At 63.7% G+C, this 19,076-nt stretch carries 14 protein-coding genes and 1 tRNA gene; 10 read left to right on the top strand and 5 right to left on the bottom strand.

Features of this window, described 5'->3' with window-relative positions:
- Positions 1-200 precede the first annotated feature (200 nt).
- The 3 genes from FJ546_RS01120 (at position 201) to FJ546_RS01130 (ending at position 2,980) form a co-directional block, all read left to right on the top strand.
- Positions 201-545, top strand: coding sequence for a VOC family protein (locus FJ546_RS01120; RefSeq protein WP_140887422.1), 345 nt, complete (start codon positions 201-203; stop codon positions 543-545).
- Between the two features lie 127 nt (positions 546-672).
- Positions 673-747 (top strand) — tRNA-Gln (locus FJ546_RS01125).
- A 142-nt stretch (positions 748-889) separates the two neighbouring features.
- Positions 890-2,980 carry an O-antigen ligase family protein gene (locus tag FJ546_RS01130; protein ID WP_140887423.1) on the top strand — a complete coding sequence of 697 codons (2,091 nt, stop codon included), beginning with the start codon at positions 890-892 and terminating at the stop codon, positions 2,978-2,980.
- Between the two features lie 153 nt (positions 2,981-3,133).
- On the opposite strand, the gene smc is transcribed toward FJ546_RS01130, so the two are convergent.
- From smc to FJ546_RS01145, 3 genes are all read right to left on the bottom strand, one after another.
- Positions 3,134-6,592: a chromosome segregation protein SMC gene (smc, locus tag FJ546_RS01135; RefSeq protein ID WP_140887425.1), complete on the bottom strand. Its 3,459-nt coding sequence runs from the start codon at positions 6,590-6,592 to the stop codon at positions 3,134-3,136.
- 60 nt (positions 6,593-6,652) lie between these two features.
- Positions 6,653-7,396, bottom strand: coding sequence for a DsbA family protein (locus tag FJ546_RS01140; RefSeq protein WP_095786596.1), 744 nt, complete (start codon positions 7,394-7,396; stop codon positions 6,653-6,655).
- A gap of 154 nt (positions 7,397-7,550) precedes the next feature.
- Positions 7,551-8,060 carry a DUF721 domain-containing protein gene (locus FJ546_RS01145; protein WP_140887427.1) on the bottom strand — a complete coding sequence of 170 codons (510 nt, stop codon included), beginning with the start codon at positions 8,058-8,060 and terminating at the stop codon, positions 7,551-7,553.
- Between the two features lie 55 nt (positions 8,061-8,115).
- Here FJ546_RS01145 and mutY point away from each other — a divergent pair, with 55 nt between their 5' ends.
- Positions 8,116-9,234, top strand: a complete 1,119-nt coding sequence (gene mutY / locus FJ546_RS01150; protein ID WP_181167767.1) for an A/G-specific adenine glycosylase — start codon at positions 8,116-8,118, stop codon at positions 9,232-9,234.
- A 10-nt stretch (positions 9,235-9,244) separates the two neighbouring features.
- Positions 9,245-9,883 (top strand): HAD family phosphatase, encoded by a 639-nt coding sequence (locus tag FJ546_RS01155; RefSeq protein WP_140887431.1) that lies wholly within the window; start codon positions 9,245-9,247, stop codon positions 9,881-9,883.
- A 39-nt stretch (positions 9,884-9,922) separates the two neighbouring features.
- Here FJ546_RS01155 and FJ546_RS01160 read toward each other — a convergent pair whose 3' ends face one another.
- The gene (locus FJ546_RS01160) at positions 9,923-11,056 is read right to left on the bottom strand and encodes a site-specific DNA-methyltransferase (protein ID WP_019857009.1); all 1,134 of its coding nucleotides are present in this window, start codon (positions 11,054-11,056) and stop codon (positions 9,923-9,925) included.
- A 176-nt stretch (positions 11,057-11,232) separates the two neighbouring features.
- Here FJ546_RS01160 and FJ546_RS01165 point away from each other — a divergent pair, with 176 nt between their 5' ends.
- Positions 11,233-11,922 (top strand): HAD family phosphatase, encoded by a 690-nt coding sequence (locus FJ546_RS01165; protein WP_140887432.1) that lies wholly within the window; start codon positions 11,233-11,235, stop codon positions 11,920-11,922.
- Between the two features lie 40 nt (positions 11,923-11,962).
- On the opposite strand, the gene FJ546_RS01170 is transcribed toward FJ546_RS01165, so the two are convergent.
- On the bottom strand, positions 11,963-12,691 hold the full coding sequence (locus FJ546_RS01170) for a hypothetical protein (RefSeq protein ID WP_140887434.1): 729 nt from the start codon (positions 12,689-12,691) through the stop codon (positions 11,963-11,965).
- Positions 12,692-12,820: 129 nt separating this feature from the next.
- On the opposite strand from FJ546_RS01170, the gene thrC reads away from it, so the two are divergent.
- The 4 genes from thrC to FJ546_RS01190 are packed head-to-tail and all read left to right on the top strand — an operon-like array spanning position 12,821 to position 19,028.
- Positions 12,821-14,218, top strand: coding sequence for a threonine synthase (thrC, locus tag FJ546_RS01175; RefSeq protein ID WP_140887435.1), 1,398 nt, complete (start codon positions 12,821-12,823; stop codon positions 14,216-14,218).
- A gap of 14 nt (positions 14,219-14,232) precedes the next feature.
- On the top strand, positions 14,233-15,525 hold the full coding sequence (locus tag FJ546_RS01180) for a pitrilysin family protein (protein WP_010914907.1): 1,293 nt from the start codon (positions 14,233-14,235) through the stop codon (positions 15,523-15,525).
- 14 nt (positions 15,526-15,539) lie between these two features.
- Entirely contained in the window at positions 15,540-16,136 is a 597-nt protein-coding gene (locus FJ546_RS01185) for a GNAT family protein (protein WP_140887437.1), read from the top strand.
- A 3-nt stretch (positions 16,137-16,139) separates the two neighbouring features.
- Complete coding sequence (locus tag FJ546_RS01190) at positions 16,140-19,028, top strand: EAL domain-containing protein (protein ID WP_140887439.1); 2,889 nt, start codon at positions 16,140-16,142, stop codon at positions 19,026-19,028.
- The last annotated feature ends 48 nt before the right edge of the window (positions 19,029-19,076 follow it).

Raw genomic sequence — 19,076 nt, forward strand, 5'->3', positions numbered from 1 at the left:
GAAAGATTGGCGAAACGGAAGGGTTCCGCCCTGGTCCGACTTTGGAGCGATATGATGCTGCAGTGCGAAAGGCAAGCGCCGGCGGAGCCGTCCCGCCGCTACAATCGATTAAGAAAAAAGCCTCGCCTGGGCATGCGTCAAAAAGACTTGCCACCTCACGACTTGATGACTAGAACATAAAGAGAACAAAAAGGTGCCCCATGAAACTGACCGGAAAACTCGATTATCTGGAAATGCCGGCGACCGGCGGCACGCTGGACCGGTTGAAGGCTTTCTACAGTGCTGCCTTTGCCTGGTCGTTCACCGACTATGGGCCGACCTATTCGGCCTTTGCCGAGGGCCTGGATGGCGGTTTTCAGGCGGATGCCGCAGAAGCACCAGCCAGGCCGCTGCCCGTGCTCTATAGCGACGACCTCGAGGAAACCCTCGGCGCCGTCGAAAGTGCAGGCGGCACGATCATCAAGCCGATCTTCCCGTTTCCCGGCGGCCGGCGCTTCCACTTCGTCGATCCGGCCGGCAATGAGCTGGCTGTCTGGGGGCAATAGCCCACCCGAATGGGATCCGGCTGCCTTGTGGATTGCTCGATTGGGGCGTTCCTGCCATCGCTCATAAGCATTGTGCTTTTCGGCTGCTCTGCTAATAACGCGCCGCACAAGCGACTCTGACGGCTATTGGGGCGTCGCCAAGTGGTAAGGCATCGGTTTTTGGTACCGACATTCCCAGGTTCGAATCCTGGCGCCCCAGCCAAGCGCACAAGGTTCATTCTGGACACATGAGGGCCGGCAAATCGGGGCCGCCATGTTGCATCTGGCCTGAACAGTATCACCTTGAACATCTCACCCTTTCCAGACAAGGTCATCGAAGGGTGGCGGTCCAACGTGGAATTTCAATGAACCTTCCTATCTTCGCCATCAACCTCGATCGCCAAACCGGTCGCTGGAGCGAATTGTGCGCCAGCGCCGAGGCGGCCGGGCTGACCTTGCAGCGCGTTGCCGCCATCGACGGGCGGGCGCTCGCCAAAGAGGATTGGACGGAGATCGATCTTCCAACCGCGCGCAAGCTGAGCGGGCGCGACATCCTGCCCGGCGAATATGCCTGTTATCGCAGCCATATCCAAGCGCTGGAAACGTTCCTGGCCGGCGGCGGCTCCCATGGCCTGATTGTCGAGGACGACGTCTTCTTCAGCGAAAACACCATACGGCGCATCGAGGCCATCATTGCCGCGGTGCCGGATTTCGACGTCATAAAGCTGACCAACCATCGCATGAGCTTCTTCATGCGCGCCGTCGCGACGACGCAAGGCGACGAGATCGGTCGAGCGCTGCATGGCCCACAAGGCTCGGCGGCCGCCTATCTGGTGACACGGGAGGGGGCACGGGGGCTGTTGTCGGCGCTCGCGGTGATGAAAATGCCGTGGGACGTCGCACTCGAACGATTTTGGGATACCGGCCTGAAAGTCTATTCGGTTCGTCAAAACGTGCTTGGCTTTGCCAGGAACAGCGCGATTTCGGACATAGCCGGCCCTTCGGGCAGCTATAAATCCGCAAGGCTTCGCGGGCCGAGTCGCCTAAGTGCCGGGGCATTGCGAGCCATCGACGAGCTGCGCCGCCTGCACCACGTGCTGCTGCGGCCGCCCTTGCCGCGGGAAACCGTGGACTACGCCAGGGAGGACGCGCCGCGCAACACCCTGCTTCTGTTGCTTGCGGCACTCGCCATTCTGGCTTTGGTCTCGGCGGTCTGGCGCGAGGCCCACACCTATCGCTATGCGGGCCTTGCCCTAGCCTCGGTCGCGCTCATCCGCTGGTTCAGGGTGGATTTGTGGACCTACAGCAAGCCACTGATCGGTTGGGTCGGCGCTCTGTGCGTGGCTTGGTCGCTCTATGCCTTCATCCGACTGGCGATCGTCTATTTCGGCACCCACCAGTTGGGCGGCGCCGAAGGCATCTATCTGTTTCCGCTGCTTTATGCGACGACCGGCTTCGCCCTCCTGCTGTTTGTCAGGCGGCCGGCGCGGCTCGTCCTCTGGTTCATGATCCTCAGCCTTGTCTTCCTGGCGGCTGACACCGGCTATTCGGACATGCTTCACGGCACCAGACCGGAGCCGTGGCTTTTCAACAATCCCATCCATGCCTCGGTGTCGGCTGGTTTCATCTTCTTGTGCACGCTGCAGTTCATGGCTTACACGGCCCAAAGAACCGACCTGGACAAAGTGACCAGGAGCCTGCACTGGGCGCTGTCGACAGCCGTCCTTGTGTTTGCTCTCATCAACATCATTGCGCTGCGATCAAAGGGGGTCTGGCTTGCGTTGGCGCTCGCCCTGCTCGTGTTGGCGGTCATGACGCTGGCGAGAGGCCATCGCCGCGAGCTGATGGTCGGGGGGGGTGTGCTGGCAATCGTGGCAGCCGGCGTTGTCGCCGCACACGACATCTTCTGGTCCACGGCCGGCGACACCATGATCTTCGTCAGGAGCCTGGTTTCGGATGTTTTGAGCCATGGCGTCTTGCCGGCCTTCGACCGCGCCATCGCAAACAGTACGGTCCCGCTTGCGGCCAGGGAAAGGCTTATGCTGTGGTACGACGCTATCGAGGTCTGGAAACGCCACCCGATCTTCGGAGCCAGTTCCAGCTGGCTCACCGAATGGCAGAACAGAACCTATCATCCGATGATCTATAACGTCTTCCACAACGGTTATCTGGAGATAGCCGTGCGCTATGGCGTGGTCGGGCTGGCCTTCTTTGCCTTTCTCTACATCTGGTCGGCCAGGCAGGTGCTGCTGGCCGCGCGGGCCGGGCTCATCGCGCCGGCCGCCTGGTCCTGCTATATCTCGACGCTGGTTTTCTTTGCCCTCACCATCCTCAGCAATTCGAACAACCGGCTGGCGATGGGCGAGGCCTTCATGTGGTTTGCTGCCGCATTCGGCTTCTATTGTTTCTATCTGCGCCAACAGAACAACCTTGTCGCGCCTAGAACCTATTTCTAGGCGGCCCGGCATGCCGCGTGTGCGGCGGTTACAGATTGTCGTTGGCGCAGGATGAGATTGCTGGCCCTGGTCTCCATGAACTCGATTTGGCAGCGCAGAGGCTGAAAACGGCCAGACGGCCTGCCCCAGCGGCGATCCGGCAGCCCGGATGGATCAGCTCGCCTCGCGCATCGCCTCGGCGGCCTGCAAGTCGACCGAAACGAGCTGGCTCACGCCCTGCTCGGCCATGGTCACGCCGAACAGCCGGTCCATGCGCGCCATGGTGATCGGGTTGTGGGTGATGATGACGAAGCGCGTCTCGGTGGTCTTGGCCATCTCGTCCATGAGATTGCAGAAGCGCTCGACATTGTGATCGTCGAGCGGCGCGTCGACTTCGTCGAGCACGCAGATCGGCGCCGGATTGGTCAGGAAGACGGCGAAGATCAGCGACATCGCCGTCAGCGCCTGCTCGCCGCCGGACAGCAGCGTCATGGTCTGCGGCTTCTTGCCGGGCGGGCGGGCAAGGATTTCGAGGCCTGCCTCGAGCGGATCGTCGGATTCGATCAGTTGCAATTCCGCCGTGCCGCCGCCGAACAGATGCGAGAACAGCCGCTGGAAGTGGCTGTTGACGACGTCGAAGGCGGCCAGAAGCCGCTCGCGGCCTTCACGATTGAGGCTCTGGATCGCCTGCCGGAGCTTGCGGATCGCCTCGATGATGTCCTCGCGCTCGGCAACGATCGCTTCGAGCCGGTCGGAGAGCTCCTTCTGCTCTTCCTCGGCGCGCAGATTGACGGCACCGAGCCGTTCGCGTTCGATCTTCAGCCGGTCGAGCTGGCGTTCGATCTCGGCCATTTCGGGCATCGGGTCGTCGGCTTCCAAGCCGGTGTGGCGGATGACCAGATGCGGCGGCGTGTTCAGCGTTTCCTGGATACGCGCCTCGATCTCCAGCCGGCGCTCGTCGGCCGCCGTCAGCCTTTCCTCGGCACGGGCACGGGTCTCGCGCGCCTCGGCCAGCGACTGGATGGCTGACGTGGCCAGCTTGTCCAATTCGGCCTGCCTGTTTTCCGCTTCCTGCAACCGGTCGGCGGCCGCCTTGCGCAAGGTCTCGGCCTCGGTCAATTGCGACAGCAGCGCGCGCCGCTTGGCATCGATCTCGTCCGGAGCATCGGCCAGCCGTTCGCGCTCGGCCTCGGCCTCGGCCTTGCGCTCGCCAAGCGAGGCGATCTGGGTCGAGGCGTTTTCGGCGCGTACCAGCCAGTTGCTGCGCTCGGCGCCGATGGCATCGAGCCGGCGCGTCCGCGCCTCGGCCTCGCGCCGCAGGCCTTCATGCACGGCCCGCGCGTCGGCAAGCGTGGCGCGGTCGCGGGAGACATTGGCCGAGGACTGTTCGAGCTGCAATTGCAGGTCGCCGAGATCGGGCGCGTCCTGCAGCAGCATTTCGGCCTCGACGAAAGCCGCCGAGGTTTCCTCATGGCTGTCGACGATGCGCGCGCGCCCCTCATCCAGCGCCGCGCGCCGGCTCGCCAGCTCGCCACCGGCCTTTTCGGCCTCGGCCAGCGCATTGCGGGCCGCGTCCAGCCGGTGCTGTGCATCGCGTCCGGCCTGGCGTGTGTTGCGTTCGGCCTCGCTCGCCTGGCGAAGCGCCTGCTCGGCCCGTGCCAGCGCTTCCTCGGCCTGGCGCAGGACGAGCGTCGCCTGCACCGCTTCGGCGTCGAGTTCGGCAAGCCGGTTCTTCTGCGCCAGCCTTTGTGCGGCGGCCGTCGGTGCATCGGCGCTGGCGGTCAGGCCGTCCCAGCGCCACAGCGCGCCTTCGCGGCTGACCAGCCTCTGGCCAGGCGCAAGCAGCGCCTGCAGCCGGCGGCCGTCAGCGGCCTCGACAATGCCGATCTGCGCCAGGCGGCGGGCAAGCTGCGCCGGGGCACGAACCACGCTGGCCAGGCTCTTGATGCCTTCCGGCAGGGCCGCGTCGCCGGGTTGGATCTGGCTTTCGCCCCAATGCGCCGGCGCGCTGCGGTCTAGCGGCACGTCGAGGTCTTCGCCAAGGGCAGCACCCAGCGCCGTCTCGAAGCCGCGCTCGACGCTGATCTGCTCCAGCACGGAAGGGAAGAGATCGCCACTGGCGGCATTGAGGATCTTGGCCAGCGTGCGTGCTTCGGTCTCGATCCGCGCCAGTTCGGCCCTGGCATCCTGAAGCGGCGGGCGGGCAGCACTTTCAGCGGCGCGGGCATCGATGACCGATTGTTCGGCCTGCGCCACGGCGGCCTCGGATTCTTCCAGCAGCGCCATGGCCTGCTCGACCAGAACGCGCTTTTCAGCCGGATCCGGCAGACCGGCGACCTTGGAGAGGATATCCGACAATTCGCGGTCGACCTCGGCGAGCTGGCGGGCGAAGCGGTCGCGGCGCTCGGCGGTTTCGCGCAGCGTGCGCTCGATCTGATGGCGCGAAGCGGCGGCCTCGGCCCGTTCGGCGGTCAGAGCGGCGAGCCTGGCTTCGCTTTGCGCCAGCGTCGATGCCGCCTGTTCAAACGCCGCGCGGGTGGTGGCCTCGCGCTCCGCCGCACCGGCGTTTTCGGAATTCAGCGTGGCTTCCTCGGTGCGCAGGCGTTCGAGGACATCGGCATTGTCGCGCACCATCCGCTCTTCGCGGGCGATGTCTCCGTCGAGTTGCTGCAGGCGGCGCTCGATTTCAGCCTGGCGGTTGCGAATGCGGCCGGCCTCCTCCTCGATCTGCGACCTGGCGATCGACAGGCGCTGGAAGGCGGCGGCAGCGGCTGCTTCCGCATCGCGCAGATCGGGCAGGCGATGAGCGCTGATGCCCTGCTCCTTGGCCGCGTTCATCTGCGCGGCGGCGCGGTCGCCGACCAGTGCCGTGGCAACAGCCAGCGCGGAACGTGCCTCGCCTTCCTGCGTCTTGGCCAGCGTCCAGCGCAGATGCAGCAACGTCGCTTCGGCCTTGCGGATATCGGCCGACAGGTTTTTGAAGCGCGAGGCCTGGCGCGCCTGGCGCTTCAGGCTTTCGATCTGGCTTTCCAATTCACCGACGACGTCGTCCAGGCGTTCCAGATTCTGTTCGGCTGCCTTCAACCGAAGTTCCGCCTCGTGGCGGCGGGTGTGCAGGCCGGAAATGCCGGCGGCCTCTTCGAGCAGGGCGCGGCGCGCCTGCGGCTTGGCCTGGATTAGTTCGCCGATACGGCCCTGCCCGACCATCGAGGGCGAGCGCGCGCCGGTCGACTGGTCGGCGAACAGAAGCTGCACATCCTTGGCGCGCGCTTCCTTGCCGTTGATGCGGTAGAGCGAGCCCGCCTCGCGCTCGATGCGGCGCGACACCTGCAACTCGTCGGCGTCGTTGAAGGCAGCGGGCGCCGAACGGTCACTGTTGTCGAGGAAAAGCGTGACTTCGGCGGTGTTGCGGGCGGGCCGTGTGCCTGAACCGGAAAAGATGACATCGTCCATGCCGGACGCGCGCATGTTCTTGTAGGAGCTTTCGCCCATCACCCAGCGCAACGCCTCGACAAGGTTCGACTTGCCGCAGCCGTTCGGCCCGACAATACCCGTCAGGCCGCGTTCGATGACGAACTCGCCCGGCTCGACGAAGGACTTGAAACCGAGGAGGCGAAGGCGCGAAAACCTCATTCGCGCCGCCCCATGGAGATGGGCACGCCGAAGCGCTGCCGCTTCAGCGCTGAGCAAGCGTCAGAGCAGAGGGTCGATGATGGCCGACATTTCCTCAATCGACATCGCCCCTTTGTAGGTCTTACCGTTGATGAAGAAGGTCGGTGTCGAGTCGACCTTGAATTCATTGGCGCCGCGCTTCTGGACCGATCTCACATCGTCCAGAAGTTTCTGGTCCGTCAAGCAGGCCTCGAAGGACTCCTGTGTAAAACCGGCGAGCTTCGAGATTTGCAGCAGCGCATCCTTGGTGTTCGACACGCCAACCCAGTTCGCCTGCTGCCTGAACAGCACGTCCACCATCGGGAAATAGTTATCCTTGGCGCAGCGCGCCAGCATGAAACCGGCTTCCGCGCTCGGATCGAACGGGAATTCGCGTAGGATATAGCGCGCCTTGCCGGTGTCGATATACTTCGTCTTCAGGTCCGGGAATGTGGTTTCGGCGAAATGCGCGCAATGCGGGCAGGTCATCGAGGCGTATTCCACGATGGTGACCTTGGCGTCATCCTTGCCAAGCTGCTTGTCGGGCAATGCGCCCGGCTTCAGCAGTTCCGCCATGTCGACATTGCCCTGGGACTCGGGAACCTGAGCGGCAGCCGGCGTGGCCGGCTTCGCGGGGGCGGCCGGGTCCGCGGGCTTCACATCCGCCGCCTTGGCCTGTTCTCCGGAGTCGCTGCAGGCGGCAAGCAGGGCCACCGCCGGAATGGCAGCCAGCGAAGACAGGACGTTTCTGCGAGACAGACTTTTGCCGAACGGAGGACGGTTCATACGAATCACCTGACAAGGTTTGAATTTTGCAATGCAAAGGCACGAAAAGGCGAGAGTTGGCGCGAATTAAGGCATCTCCATCCCCAATCCAATCGCGAAACCTGACTAGGGCGATCACGAATGCGAGATGTTGACGACAAATCCATGACTGTCTTCAAGGGGTTTTTGACTTCCTTTCACCCAAAATGGTTGCGCCAAGCCTTTCCAGCGAGGCGCGCAGCCCGTCATCCTCGATCAGTCCAACCGTACTGGACAATCTGGCCTGCTCCGCAGCCGTCAATGGCCTGAAGGTCGGTTTAGGCCGTCCCTTGTCCGTCGTCACCGGTTTTTGCACGATCCTGACGCGGCCTATTGCCGTAAAGCCGAGGAAGGCGTTGACCCGGTTGATGATCTCGCCGGTCTCGTGCTGCAGATGAAGTGCCGCCATGCCTTCGCAGGCAATGACCAATACCGCCGGCTCGAACGGATCGTCCTCATGCAGGCGGCGCGGCCACTGGATTTTCTCAGGTCGCGAGCGGCTGGCGAGGCGCGGCCCGGCGATCTCTTCCCAGGACTGGACGAGACCAATCGAGATGCCTGCCCGCTTGCGCAGCACGGGGTCGAGGATTTTGGTGGCAAGATCGCTTACCGGGACGGGATTGCCGTAGGGCGTTCTCCCTGCCATGTACGTTCTCCAGCCACGACCCCAGCAGATTACCGGCCAGGCCAATACACGATCAATGGCACCAGCAGACCAGACCCGCAAGGCCCAGACACGCACGAGGATGCCCGACGATATGGCGCCGCGCCTGCTCGCCTGGTACGACGTGCATCATCGTGAGTTGCCGTGGCGGGTGAGCCCGCGCGAGCATGCACGCGGCGTGCGGCCCGACCCCTACCGCATCTGGTTGTCCGAAGTCATGCTGCAGCAGACCACGGTCGAGGCGGTGAAATCCTATTTCCGCGTCTTTGTCGAGAAATGGCCCGATGTCGAGGCACTGGCAGCGGCACCGACGGAGGACGTCATGAAGGCCTGGGCGGGGCTCGGCTATTACTCCCGCGCCCGCAACCTCAAGACATGCGCCGACCTAGTGGCGGCGCGTGGCGGCCGGTTTCCCGACACCGAGGCCGGTTTGAGAGACCTGCCCGGCATCGGCGCCTACACCTCTGCGGCGATCACGGCGATCGCTTTCGACTGCCCCGCCGCCGTGGTCGACGGCAATGTCGAACGCGTCATATCGAGGCTGTTTTCGATCACCACGCCGCTGAGCGAAGCCAAGACCGAGATACGCGCCCATGTCGAGGCCATGGTGCCGGCGGCGAGGCCGGGCGATTTCGCCCAGGCGATGATGGATCTCGGCGCCACGATCTGCACCCCGCGCCGGCCGCGCTGCATGCTGTGCCCGCTGCGCGAAAGCTGTAGTGCCGTCGTTTCGGGCGACCCTGAAAACTTCCCGGTGCGGCTGCCCAAAGCCGACAAATCGCAGCGACGCGGCGCTGCTTTCGTCGCCATGCGTGAGGATGGTGCCATTCTTCTGCGCAAACGGCCGGAGAAAGGTTTGCTTGGCGGCATGACCGAGGTGCCGACAACGGGCTGGACCGCGCGGGTGGACGGAGCCACCACGCAGGCGGCAGCGCCCTTTCCCGGCGATTGGCGGCGCGCCGGGACAATCACGCATGTCTTCACCCATTTCGCGCTCGAGCTCGAAGTCTTTCACGCTCACATCAAAGGTGAAGCGCCGGAAGGGCATTTCTGGTCGCTGGCCCACGAAATTTCCGGTGAGGCCCTGCCCACCGTCATGAAAAAGGCAATCGAGGCTGCGATACCCGGCGCGACCAAAAAGCAACGCCCGCATTGAAAGAGGTTTCATGAGCGAGATTCGCCATATCGTGTTCGACATCGGCCGCGTGCTGATCCACTACGACCCCAACATTCCGTTCAGCCGCCTCATTCCCGATGCCGAAGAGAGGAAGTGGTTCTTCGACAATGTCTGCACGCATGACTGGAACATCGAGCAGGATCGCGGGCGGACCTGGGAAGAGGCCGAGGCGCTTTTGATCGCTGAGCATCCCGATCACACGGAAAACATCCGCAATTTCCGCCGCCACTGGCACGACATGGTGCCGCATGCCTATGACGACAGCGTCGCCATCATGCTCGGCTTGATCGAGAGCGGCCATGATGTGACCATGCTGACCAATTTTGCCTCCGACACTTTGGCGGAAGCCCGCGAACGCTTCGATTTCCTCAATCGTCCGCGCGGGGTGACCATCTCCGGCGAGATCGGCATGATCAAGCCGGATCGTGACATTTACGACCATCACGTGGCCGCGTTCGGGCTCGAACCCTCGGCGACGCTGTTCATCGACGACAGCCAGAAGAATGTCGACGGCGCCCAGGCCGCGGGCTGGCAAGCCGTGCTGTTCATCGATGCCAGGACGCTTCAAGCAGATCTTGAACGCTTGGGAATCAAGGCGCGATCTGAATCGCTTGCGGCGATCCGCTGAGATTTTGATTCAACGTGATACGCGATAATTCAGCAGGGGTCAGCCCCCTGCCCGTTCCATGCCGAGACGGGCGATGCGGCGCAGCTCGTCGATCGGGGTCAGTCCGCCGCTGCGCTCATAATGCCAGAAGGTCCAGCCATTGCAGGCGTCCAGGCCTTGCACTTCGGCGCCGATCTTGTGGATCGAACCAGCGCTGTCGCCGATCGCCACCGTGCCGTCGGCGCGCACCTTGGCCGCCCAGCGCTTCTTGGCGTCGTACAGCGTGACGCCCGGCTGCATCAGCCCGGTGTCGAGAAGGCTGACGAAGGCAACGCGCGGCTCGGCGCGCTTGCCGGTCAATACCGTCAAATCGGCATCCTCCAGCGGCCGCACCGCATCGATGCGTTCATTGGCGGCATCGATATAGGCCTGCTCGCGCTCGATGCCGACGAAATGGCGACCGAGGCGTTTGGCGACCGCACCCGTCGTGCCGGAGCCGAAGAAAGGGTCGAGCACGATGTCGCCCGGCTTGGTCGAGGCCATCATGATGCGGGCGAGCAGCGCCTCCGGCTTCTGCGTCGGGTGCAATTTGTCGCCATTGTCGTTCTTCAGCCGCTCGCCGCCGGTGCAGATGGGGAACAGCCAGTCCGAACGCATCTGGATATCGTCGTTGGATGCCTTCAACGCCTCGTAGTTGAAGGTGTAGCCCTTGCCCTTCTGGTCCCGGGAAGCCCAGATCATCGTCTCATGCGCGTTCTGGAAACGGCGCCCACGGAAATTCGGCATCGGATTGGTCTTGCGCCAGACCACGTCGTTGAGGATCCAGAAGCCCAGGTCCTGCATCTTGGCGCCGACCCGGAAGATGTTGTGATAAGAGCCGATGACCCAGATGGTGCCGTTGGGCTTCAGCACGCGGCGCGCCGCCAAAAGCCAGGCGCGGGTGAAGGCATCGTAGGCCTCGAAATTCTCGAACTGGTCCCAGTGATCGTCGACCGCGTCGACCTTGGACTGGTCGGGGCGGTGCAGATCGCCGTCGAGCTGCAGATTGTAGGGGGGATCGGCGAAGATGACGTCGATCGATTTTTCCGGAAGCCGGTCGAGGGCCGCGACGCAGTCGCCCTTGAGGATCGTGTCCAGCCATTCGGATTGCTGGGGAGCGTGGGACAACTCGTGGAGAAGACGCACGGCAGACATTTTTACACCCAAGGCACGCGTTACTGTTTACTCCCCGTTATGGTTACCGATCAGCGTAAATATTCGGTGAAGGCTCGCGGATAGGCCTGCCAGGTTTGCGAAGGCCGGACCATTGGTGTATGCCGCGCCGCCCGAGGCTCTCACGGCCGCTTCATCCTTTCCTTGTCCGGATCACCATGCCCCAGCCAGACCTTGTCATCTTCGATTGCGACGGCGTGCTCGTCGATTCCGAAATCATCGCCGCGCGGGTCGAGGCCGAGCTGATAACGCTCGCCGGATATGAAATCTCGGCCGAGGAGATTGGCGAAAGTTATGCGGGTCTGACGTTCAAGGACATATTGATGCGGATCGAGGAGAAGTCCAAGATTCCGTTCCAGGCGTCGCTGATCGACCGCGCCGAAGAGCTCGTCGACCGCAAACTGCGTAGCGATGTGCGTGCCATCGAGGGCGTGCGCGAAGCGGTCGTATCGGTCACGGCGCAACGCTGTATCTGCTCCAACTCACGCTCGGAGCGGATAGAATTCATGCTGGAGAAAGTGCACCTGCTGCCGTTCTTCGCCGGCCGCATCTTCTCGGCACGGGAAATACCGAGCAAAAAAACCAAACCCGCGCCGGAGGTGTTCCTGTTCGCGGCGGAAAGACTCGGCGCGAACCCAGCGAACACTTTCGTCATCGAGGATTCCGTGCACGGCGTCGCTGGCGCCAGGGCAGCCGGCATGCGGGTGATCGGCTTCACCGGCGCCAGTCACACCTATCCCGGCCATGCCGACGCGCTGACCGAGGCCGGCGCCGAAACGGTGATCCGCCGCTGGGCAGAGCTGAAAAGCGTCATCGCGGCGCTGTCGGAATGGTCGGCCGACGCCTGAGACGCGCGCCCGGCTGGGCGCACGCTGTATCGATGACCGCTCAGTTCGCCGCGGCGGGCTTCTTCCTTCGAGTCTTCTTCGGCTTGTCCGTCGTCGCCTTCGGCGCGGTTTCGTCATAGCCGGCATAGACCTGATAATCCTGCGCCGTCGGTGCCGGCACGACGACATTGGAATCGGTGAAGACGAACTGGGTGGCGACCGACGGATCGGTGACCTGGACCTGGTACTGGTGAATCTGCGAGTAAAGCACGTCGGTGCCGTGCATCACCGCGGTGCGGATCGGCATGGTGATGGTGCCGGGCGTAAACTTCGCTCCCGGCACGATCTTGCCGGCAACCGCGATCTTCATCGTCAGCTGTCCGTCGGCGCGGCTGCAATCGCGGGTCACGTCGGAAATCGACGCCTGGTAGATGATCCTCGCGGAATCATCAGGCGGTGTGGCAGCGGCGGCGTCAGCCGCTGCCTGGGCCGCGGCGTCCGCGGCGGCATCGCCGGTCTTCTTGAGCTTCGGCTTGGCCTTCTTGACCTCGTTGGCATAGGTGTTGAAAAAGGCCGTGCCGTCGCGCACCGTCACCCGCGGGCAATAGGCGTTCAGCTGGCTGGCCAGAATCTTGGGATCCTGCGGAGGCGGAGGCGCCGTCGGGTCCTTCTTGCCGAAACCGAGGTTAAGGATGCCATTGTCGCCCGATTGGCAGCCGGCGGCGGCGAGCATAAAGCCGGTGAGCGCAAGACCCGCCAAAAAGCGGCCACTTGATGTACGAAACGCCATGAAACTGCACTTCCCTCTCGTAAAGCTGGTGACGTATATCAACGGCGCGGCAAAAATGCGACTGGAGCCGGCACAGAAATTAACCACCTTGTGGTGAACGGAAAAGCCAAGCGGCAACGGGACTGAGACATGCAATATGTGAGTACGCGCGGGGAAGCACCCGCGCTTGGATTTTCCGATGCCGTGCTGGCGGGGCTGGCGCGCGACGGCGGGCTTTACGTGCCGCGCGAGTGGCCGCGGTTTTCAGCTTCCGAGATCCGCGCCATGCGTGGCCTTGCCTATCCCGATCTCGCGATCCGCGTGCTGTCGCCGTTCCTTGGCGGCGAAATTCCGGCGCCGGTCTTCGAACGCCTGGTGCGCGAAGCCTATGCCACGTTCCGTCACGAGGCGGTCTGCCCGCTTGTCCAGACCGGTCCCAACACGTTTGTCCTCGAACTCTTCCATGGGCCGACGCTGGCATTCAAGGATGTGGCGATGCAGCTGCTCGCCCGACTGATGGACCATGTGCTTGCCGAACGCGACCAGCATGCCACCATCGTCGGCGCCACGTCAGGCGACACCGGCGGCGCGGCGATCGACGCCTTTGCCGGGCGCAGCCGCACCGACATCTTCATCCTGTTCCCGCATGGCCGCGTTTCGCCGGTGCAGCAGCGCCAGATGACGACGTCGAAGGCCGAAAATGTCCACGCGCTGGCGATCGAAGGCAATTTCGACGACTGCCAGGGACTGCTCAAGGACATGTTCAACGACCACGCCTTCCGCGACCGGGTGGCGCTGTCGGGGGTCAATTCGATCAACTGGGCGCGCATCATGGCCCAGATCGTCTACTATTTCTCCTCGGCCCTGTCGCTCGGCGCGCCGGACAGGCCGGTGTCGTTCACCGTGCCGACCGGCAATTTCGGCGATATCTTCGCCGGCTATGCCGCCAAGAACATGGGCCTGCCGATCGAACGGCTGGTCATCGCCACCAACGACAACGACATATTGGCGCGCACCTTCGCCACCGGCGAGTACCGCACCAAGGGAGTCTTTGCGACCACCTCACCGTCGATGGACATCCAGGTTTCGTCGAATTTCGAACGCCTGCTGTTCGAGGCCTCCAACCGCGACGCGGCGACCGTGCGGCGCTACATGGACGGACTGAAGCAATCCGGTGCCTTCACTATAGAAGCCCGCGAAATCAATGGGATGCGGTCCGAATTCGACGCCGGCCGTGCCACCATGGACGAGGTCGCCGCCACCATCCGTTCGACGCTCGCAGCCAGCAATTATCTTCTGGATCCGCATACCGCCGCGGCCATGCATGTCGCGGCCGGCAAGGCATCGGGCGCCGTGCCGATGGTGGTGCTGGGCACCGCCCATCCGGCAAAATTTCCAGCCGCAGTCGAGGCCGCCAGCGGTGTCTCGCCGGCCCTGCCCGCATGGCTAGGTGGATTGATGACATTTGAGGAAAAATACACGGTACTTCCATCCGACCTGAAAATGGTGGAAGATTACGTCAGCCGCCGTGCGCGAGCGGCGCGTTAGGGAGTACGAGCCATATGGGTGTTGAGGTAAGCCGTCTGTCGAACGGCCTGACAGTCGCCACCGAAACCCTTCCAAGTATCGAATCGGTTGCCTTGGGTGCCTGGGTCAAGTCCGGTGCCCGCAACGAGCGTGACGAAGAGCATGGCATGGCCCATCTGCTCGAGCACATGGCGTTCAAGGGCACGAAGCGGCGGACGGCCTTCGAAATCGCCTCGGAAATCGAGGATGTCGGCGGCGAGATCAACGCCGCCACCAGTGTCGAGACCACCTCCTACTACGCCAGGGTGCTGTCCGACGACGTGCCGCTGGCCGTCGACATTCTCGCTGACATCCTGCAGGAGTCGGAATTCGACCCGCAGGAGCTCGAGCGCGAGCAGCACGTCATCCTGCAGGAGATCGGCGCCGCGCACGATACGCCAGACGATATCGTCTTCGACCGTTTCACCGAGACGGCCTTTCGCCACCAGACCATCGGCCGCTCGATCCTGGGCACGCCGGACACCGTCAAATCCTTTACTTCCAAGCAGTTGCATGATTTCATCGAACGCCAATATGGCGCCGAACGGATGGTGATCGTGGCCGCCGGCGACATCAAGCACGACAATTTCGTGCGCGAGGTGGAGAAGCAGCTCGGCGGTTTCCGCAGCAAGGCTGACAGCACCATCCCGCAATATGCACAATATGTCGGCGGCGATTTCCGCGAGGACCGCGACCTGATGGATGCACAGATCGTGCTGGGCTTCGAAGGCCGCGCCTACCATGTGCGCGACTTCTACGCCTCGCAGGTGCTGTCGATGATCCTCGGCGGCGGCATGTCGTCGCGCCTGTTCCAGGAAGTCCGCGAGAAACGCGGCCTGTGTTATTCGGTCTATGCCTTTCACTGGGGCTTTTCCGACACCGGCATTTTCGGCGTCCACGCCGCGACGGGCCAGAGCGACATCGCCGAACTCGTGCCTGTCATCATCGACGAGTTGCAGAAGGCGGGCGAGAACATCCTGCAGGAAGAACTCGACCGCGCCCGCGCCCAGTATCGCGCCGGGCTGATCATGTCCGCCGAAAGCCCGGCCAGCCGCGCCTCGCAGATCGCGAGGCAACTGCTTTTGTTCGGCAGGCCGATCGCCAAGGAGGAATTGATGGAGCGCCTGTCGGCGCTGACGGTGGAGCGGCTGACCGACCTGTCGTCGCGGATGTTCTCGACCAAGCCGACGCTTACCGCTGTCGGGCCCGTGGGTACGCTGGCACCATATGAGGCGATCCTCGATTCGCTTCCGGGCACGCAGACCACGGCCCGCAGGCTCGCCGTCTAAGTCCCCAAAGCGCCGTGTTCGCGCTCCCTTTCTTTCGCCGTGACCTGCCGGCGCTGAAGGGCAATCTCGTCACGCTGCGCGTGCCATACACCAATGACTATCGGGAATGGTCGACATTGCGCGGCGAAAGCCGGGCCTTCCTGGAGCCGTGGGAGCCGCGCTGGACCCCCGACGAGCTCGACCGCACGGCTTGGCGCCTGCGCATCAGCCGCTATCGCGAAGACTATGCGCAGGGAACCGCGATCGCCTTCTTCATCTTCGAGAAGTCGAGCGGCAAGCTGGCCGGCGGCATCACGCTCGGCAACATACGCCACGGTGTCTCGCAAAGCGGCCATGTCGGCTACTGGATCGGCGAGCGCTTCGGCGGCCGCGGCCTGATGACCGACGCGGTCAAGGTCGTGGCCCGCTTCGCCTTCGATACGCTGAGGTTGCACCGGATCGAAGCGGCCTGTATTCCCGACAACGTCCGGTCGATCCGCGTGCTTGAAAAAGCCGGATTCCGGCGCGAAGGACTGTTACGATCCTATCTCAGGATCAACGGCATCTGGCAGGACCATTACCTCTACGCCCGGATCGCGGACGATCCGCTGGACGCAGGAACGAAGGACTGATTTTTGACGAATTTCCTGCGAAACGGGCCGCTGTTCGCCTTTGTCCTCGCGGCAATCCTGACGCTGTGCGCGGCTTCGTCGGCCTTTGCCGTCGAACCGATCAAGATTGCCCGCGACGACGTCGCGCTCGACCTGTCGCGCGCCTTCGAGATCTACCGCAACCAGGGTGAGAACTTCCAGGTATCGACCGCGCCCGGGCCCGACGGCATCGTGCGGCGCATCGAGGTCGAGGCCAAGGACGCGCGCTCGACCGGCGACTGGGCAGTGTTCGCGCTGGCCAACACCACGGACCAGCAGCTCGACAGGCTGATCGTGGCGCCGCATTTCCGGCTGGTCAATTCCGGCATCTTCTGGCCCGATCTTGGCGCCACCCGCATTGCCGCGATCACGCCCAGCGAGGGCTTCGCGCTCGACCGCCAGACCAGCCCCGACGCCGATGTGTTCCGGGTGACACTGAACCCGGGAACGGTGATCACCTTCATCGCCGAACTCGCCTCGCCCAAGCTGCCGCAGGTCTATCTGTGGGAGCCGGAGGCCTACAAGGACTCGGTCAATTCCTACACGCTGTTTCGCGGCATCGTCATCGGCATTGCAGGCCTTCTGGCGCTGTTCCTGACCATCCTTTTCGTGGTCAAGGGAACCTCGATGTTCCCGGCGACGGCGGCCCTTGCCTGGGCGGTGCTTGCCTATATCTGCGTCGATTTCGGCTTCCTCAACAAGGTCATCGAGATCTCGCCCGGCAACGAGCAGATGTGGCGGGCGGGAACGGAGGTGGCGCTTGCGGCGACCTTCGTGGTCTTCCTGTTCGCCTATCTCAACCTCAACCGCTGGCACGGCCATTTCAGCTATGGCGCGCTGGTCTGGATCCTCGGGCTGGTGCTGATTGCAGGCGTGGCCATCGTCGATCCGGCGGTCGCCGCCGGCATCGCCCGTATCTCCTTTGCCGCCACCGCGTTGACCGGGCTCGGCCTGATCATCTTCCTCGGCATTCGTGGTTATGACCGCGCCATCATGCTGGTGCCCAGTTGGGTCATGGTGCTGTTGTGGCTGTGCGGGTCGTGGATGGCGATCACCGGCATGCTCGACAACGACATCGCCCAGCCGGCGCTTGGCGGCGGGTTGATCCTGATCATCCTGCTCATCGGCTTCACCGTCATGCAGCACGCCTTTGCCGGCGGTGCACTGCATCAGGGGCTGTTCTCCGACCTCGAACGCCAGGCGCTGGCCGTTGCCGGGTCGGGCGACACGGTGTGGGACTGGGACGTGCTGCGCGACCGCGTCGTCACCAAGCCCGACGTCAGCATCCAGCTTGGCTTGGCGCCCAACAGCCTTGGGGGTGCGGCGCGCAACTGGCTGCCAGTGCTGCATGCCGACGACCGCGACACGTTCCGCACGACGCTCGACGTGGTGCTCGAGCACCGCCGCGGCCGGGTGGCGCAGAATTTCCGCCTGCGCGGCGCCGACGGGCACTATCACTGGTTCGCCTTGCGGGCACGGCCCGTCATCGGATCGGACGGCGAGGTCATCCGCTGCGTCGGCACCATGGTCGACGTCACCGAGCAGAAGAAGTCCGAGGAGCGGCTGCTGCACGACGCCGTGCACGACAATCTGACCGGCCTGCCGAACCGCGAATTGTTCATGAACCGGCTGGAAGCGATCATCTCGATCGCCCGCACCGAAGAGAAGGTGCGTCCGACCGTCTTCGTCATCGACATCGACCGCTTCAAGCAGGTCAATGACGGGCTCGGCATCTCGGCCGGCGACACCATCCTGCTCACCATTGCGCGCCGCCTGCACCGGCTGCTGAAGCCGAAGGATTCGCTGTCGCGCTTTGCCGGCGACCAGTTCGCGCTGATGCTTTTGTCCGAACAGGACCCTGCCCGCATCGCCGGCGTGGCGGACGCCATCAAGCATGCGATCAACAACCCGATCACCTTCGCCAAGCGCGAGATCGTGCTGACCGCCTCGATCGGCCTGATCACCTGGACCTCGGCGCAGACTTCGGCCGAGGACATGGTCAAGGACGCCGAGCTTGCCATGCACCAGGCCAAGCGTTTTGGTGGCGACAGGATCGAGCCGTTCCGCCCGGCCTTCCGTACCGTCGGCACCGACCGGCTGCAGTTCGAATCCGACCTGCGGCGCGCCATCGAGCGGCGCGAATTCACGCTGGCCTACCAGCCGATCGTGCGACTGGAGGACGGCAGCGTCGCCGGCTTCGAGGCCTTGCTGCGCTGGGACCATCCGCGCCGCGGCATGATCCCGCCGGCGGATTTCATTCCGGTCGCCGAAAGCTGCGGGCTGATCGTGCAGCTCGGGCTGTTCGCCATGCAGCAGGCCGCCGAGGACCTGGCCGGATGGCAAAAGCAGATCGGCGACGCCCCGCTGTCGGTCTCGGTCAATTTGTCCAGCCGCCAGCTGATCCGCCGCGACCTGGTCAGCGATGTCCGCTCGGTCATCGCGCGGGCCAATCTGAAGCCGCGCTGCTTCCGGCTCGAGCTCACCGAGTCGCTGGTGATGGACAATCCCGAGCAGACCGCCCATGTGCTGACCAAGCTGAAACAGCTCGGCATCGGCCTGTCACTGGACGATTTCGGCACGGGCTATTCATCGCTCGCCTATCTGACACGGTTCCCGTTCGACACGATCAAGATCGACAAGAGCTTTGTCGATGACAGCACGCCGAAGCGCGCCGTGCTGCTCAAATCCATGGTCAACATGGCGCATGAGCTCGGCCTGTCGGTGGTCGCCGAGGGCATCTCGGACGAACGCGATGCGCTAGAACTGCGCCAGATGGGCTGCGAATACGTGCAGAGCTTCATGTTCGGCGCGCCGATGCCGGGCGACCAGGTGCTGAAGACGTTGAAGGAACAGTATCCGCTGACGCAGGCCTGATTGGGTTCAGGCGCGTCGCGACCGAAGGTGGGTGGGGGGCGGCTTCGG

The organism is Mesorhizobium sp. B2-4-19 (assembly GCF_006441315.1).
Taxonomy (GTDB): domain Bacteria; phylum Pseudomonadota; class Alphaproteobacteria; order Rhizobiales; family Rhizobiaceae; genus Mesorhizobium.

What these genes read in the sequence shown, in the direction of transcription:
- FJ546_RS01155 (WP_140887431.1), top strand. Translation starts at nt 9,245, where the DNA reads ATGAGCGAGATTCGCCATATCGTGTTCGACATCGGCCGCGTGCTGATC.
- mutY (WP_181167767.1), top strand. Translation starts at nt 8,116, where the DNA reads ATGGCACCAGCAGACCAGACCCGCAAGGCCCAGACACGCACGAGGATG.
- FJ546_RS01145 (WP_140887427.1), bottom strand. Translation starts at nt 8,060, where the DNA reads ATGGCAGGGAGAACGCCCTACGGCAATCCCGTCCCGGTAAGCGATCTT.
- FJ546_RS01180 (WP_010914907.1), top strand. Translation starts at nt 14,233, where the DNA reads ATGGGTGTTGAGGTAAGCCGTCTGTCGAACGGCCTGACAGTCGCCACC.
- FJ546_RS01130 (WP_140887423.1), top strand. Translation starts at nt 890, where the DNA reads ATGAACCTTCCTATCTTCGCCATCAACCTCGATCGCCAAACCGGTCGC.
- FJ546_RS01140 (WP_095786596.1), bottom strand. Translation starts at nt 7,396, where the DNA reads ATGAACCGTCCTCCGTTCGGCAAAAGTCTGTCTCGCAGAAACGTCCTG.
- FJ546_RS01165 (WP_140887432.1), top strand. Translation starts at nt 11,233, where the DNA reads ATGCCCCAGCCAGACCTTGTCATCTTCGATTGCGACGGCGTGCTCGTC.
- smc (WP_140887425.1), bottom strand. Translation starts at nt 6,592, where the DNA reads ATGAGGTTTTCGCGCCTTCGCCTCCTCGGTTTCAAGTCCTTCGTCGAG.
- FJ546_RS01160 (WP_019857009.1), bottom strand. Translation starts at nt 11,056, where the DNA reads ATGTCTGCCGTGCGTCTTCTCCACGAGTTGTCCCACGCTCCCCAGCAA.
- thrC (WP_140887435.1), top strand. Translation starts at nt 12,821, where the DNA reads ATGCAATATGTGAGTACGCGCGGGGAAGCACCCGCGCTTGGATTTTCC.
- FJ546_RS01170 (WP_140887434.1), bottom strand. Translation starts at nt 12,691, where the DNA reads ATGGCGTTTCGTACATCAAGTGGCCGCTTTTTGGCGGGTCTTGCGCTC.
- FJ546_RS01120 (WP_140887422.1), top strand. Translation starts at nt 201, where the DNA reads ATGAAACTGACCGGAAAACTCGATTATCTGGAAATGCCGGCGACCGGC.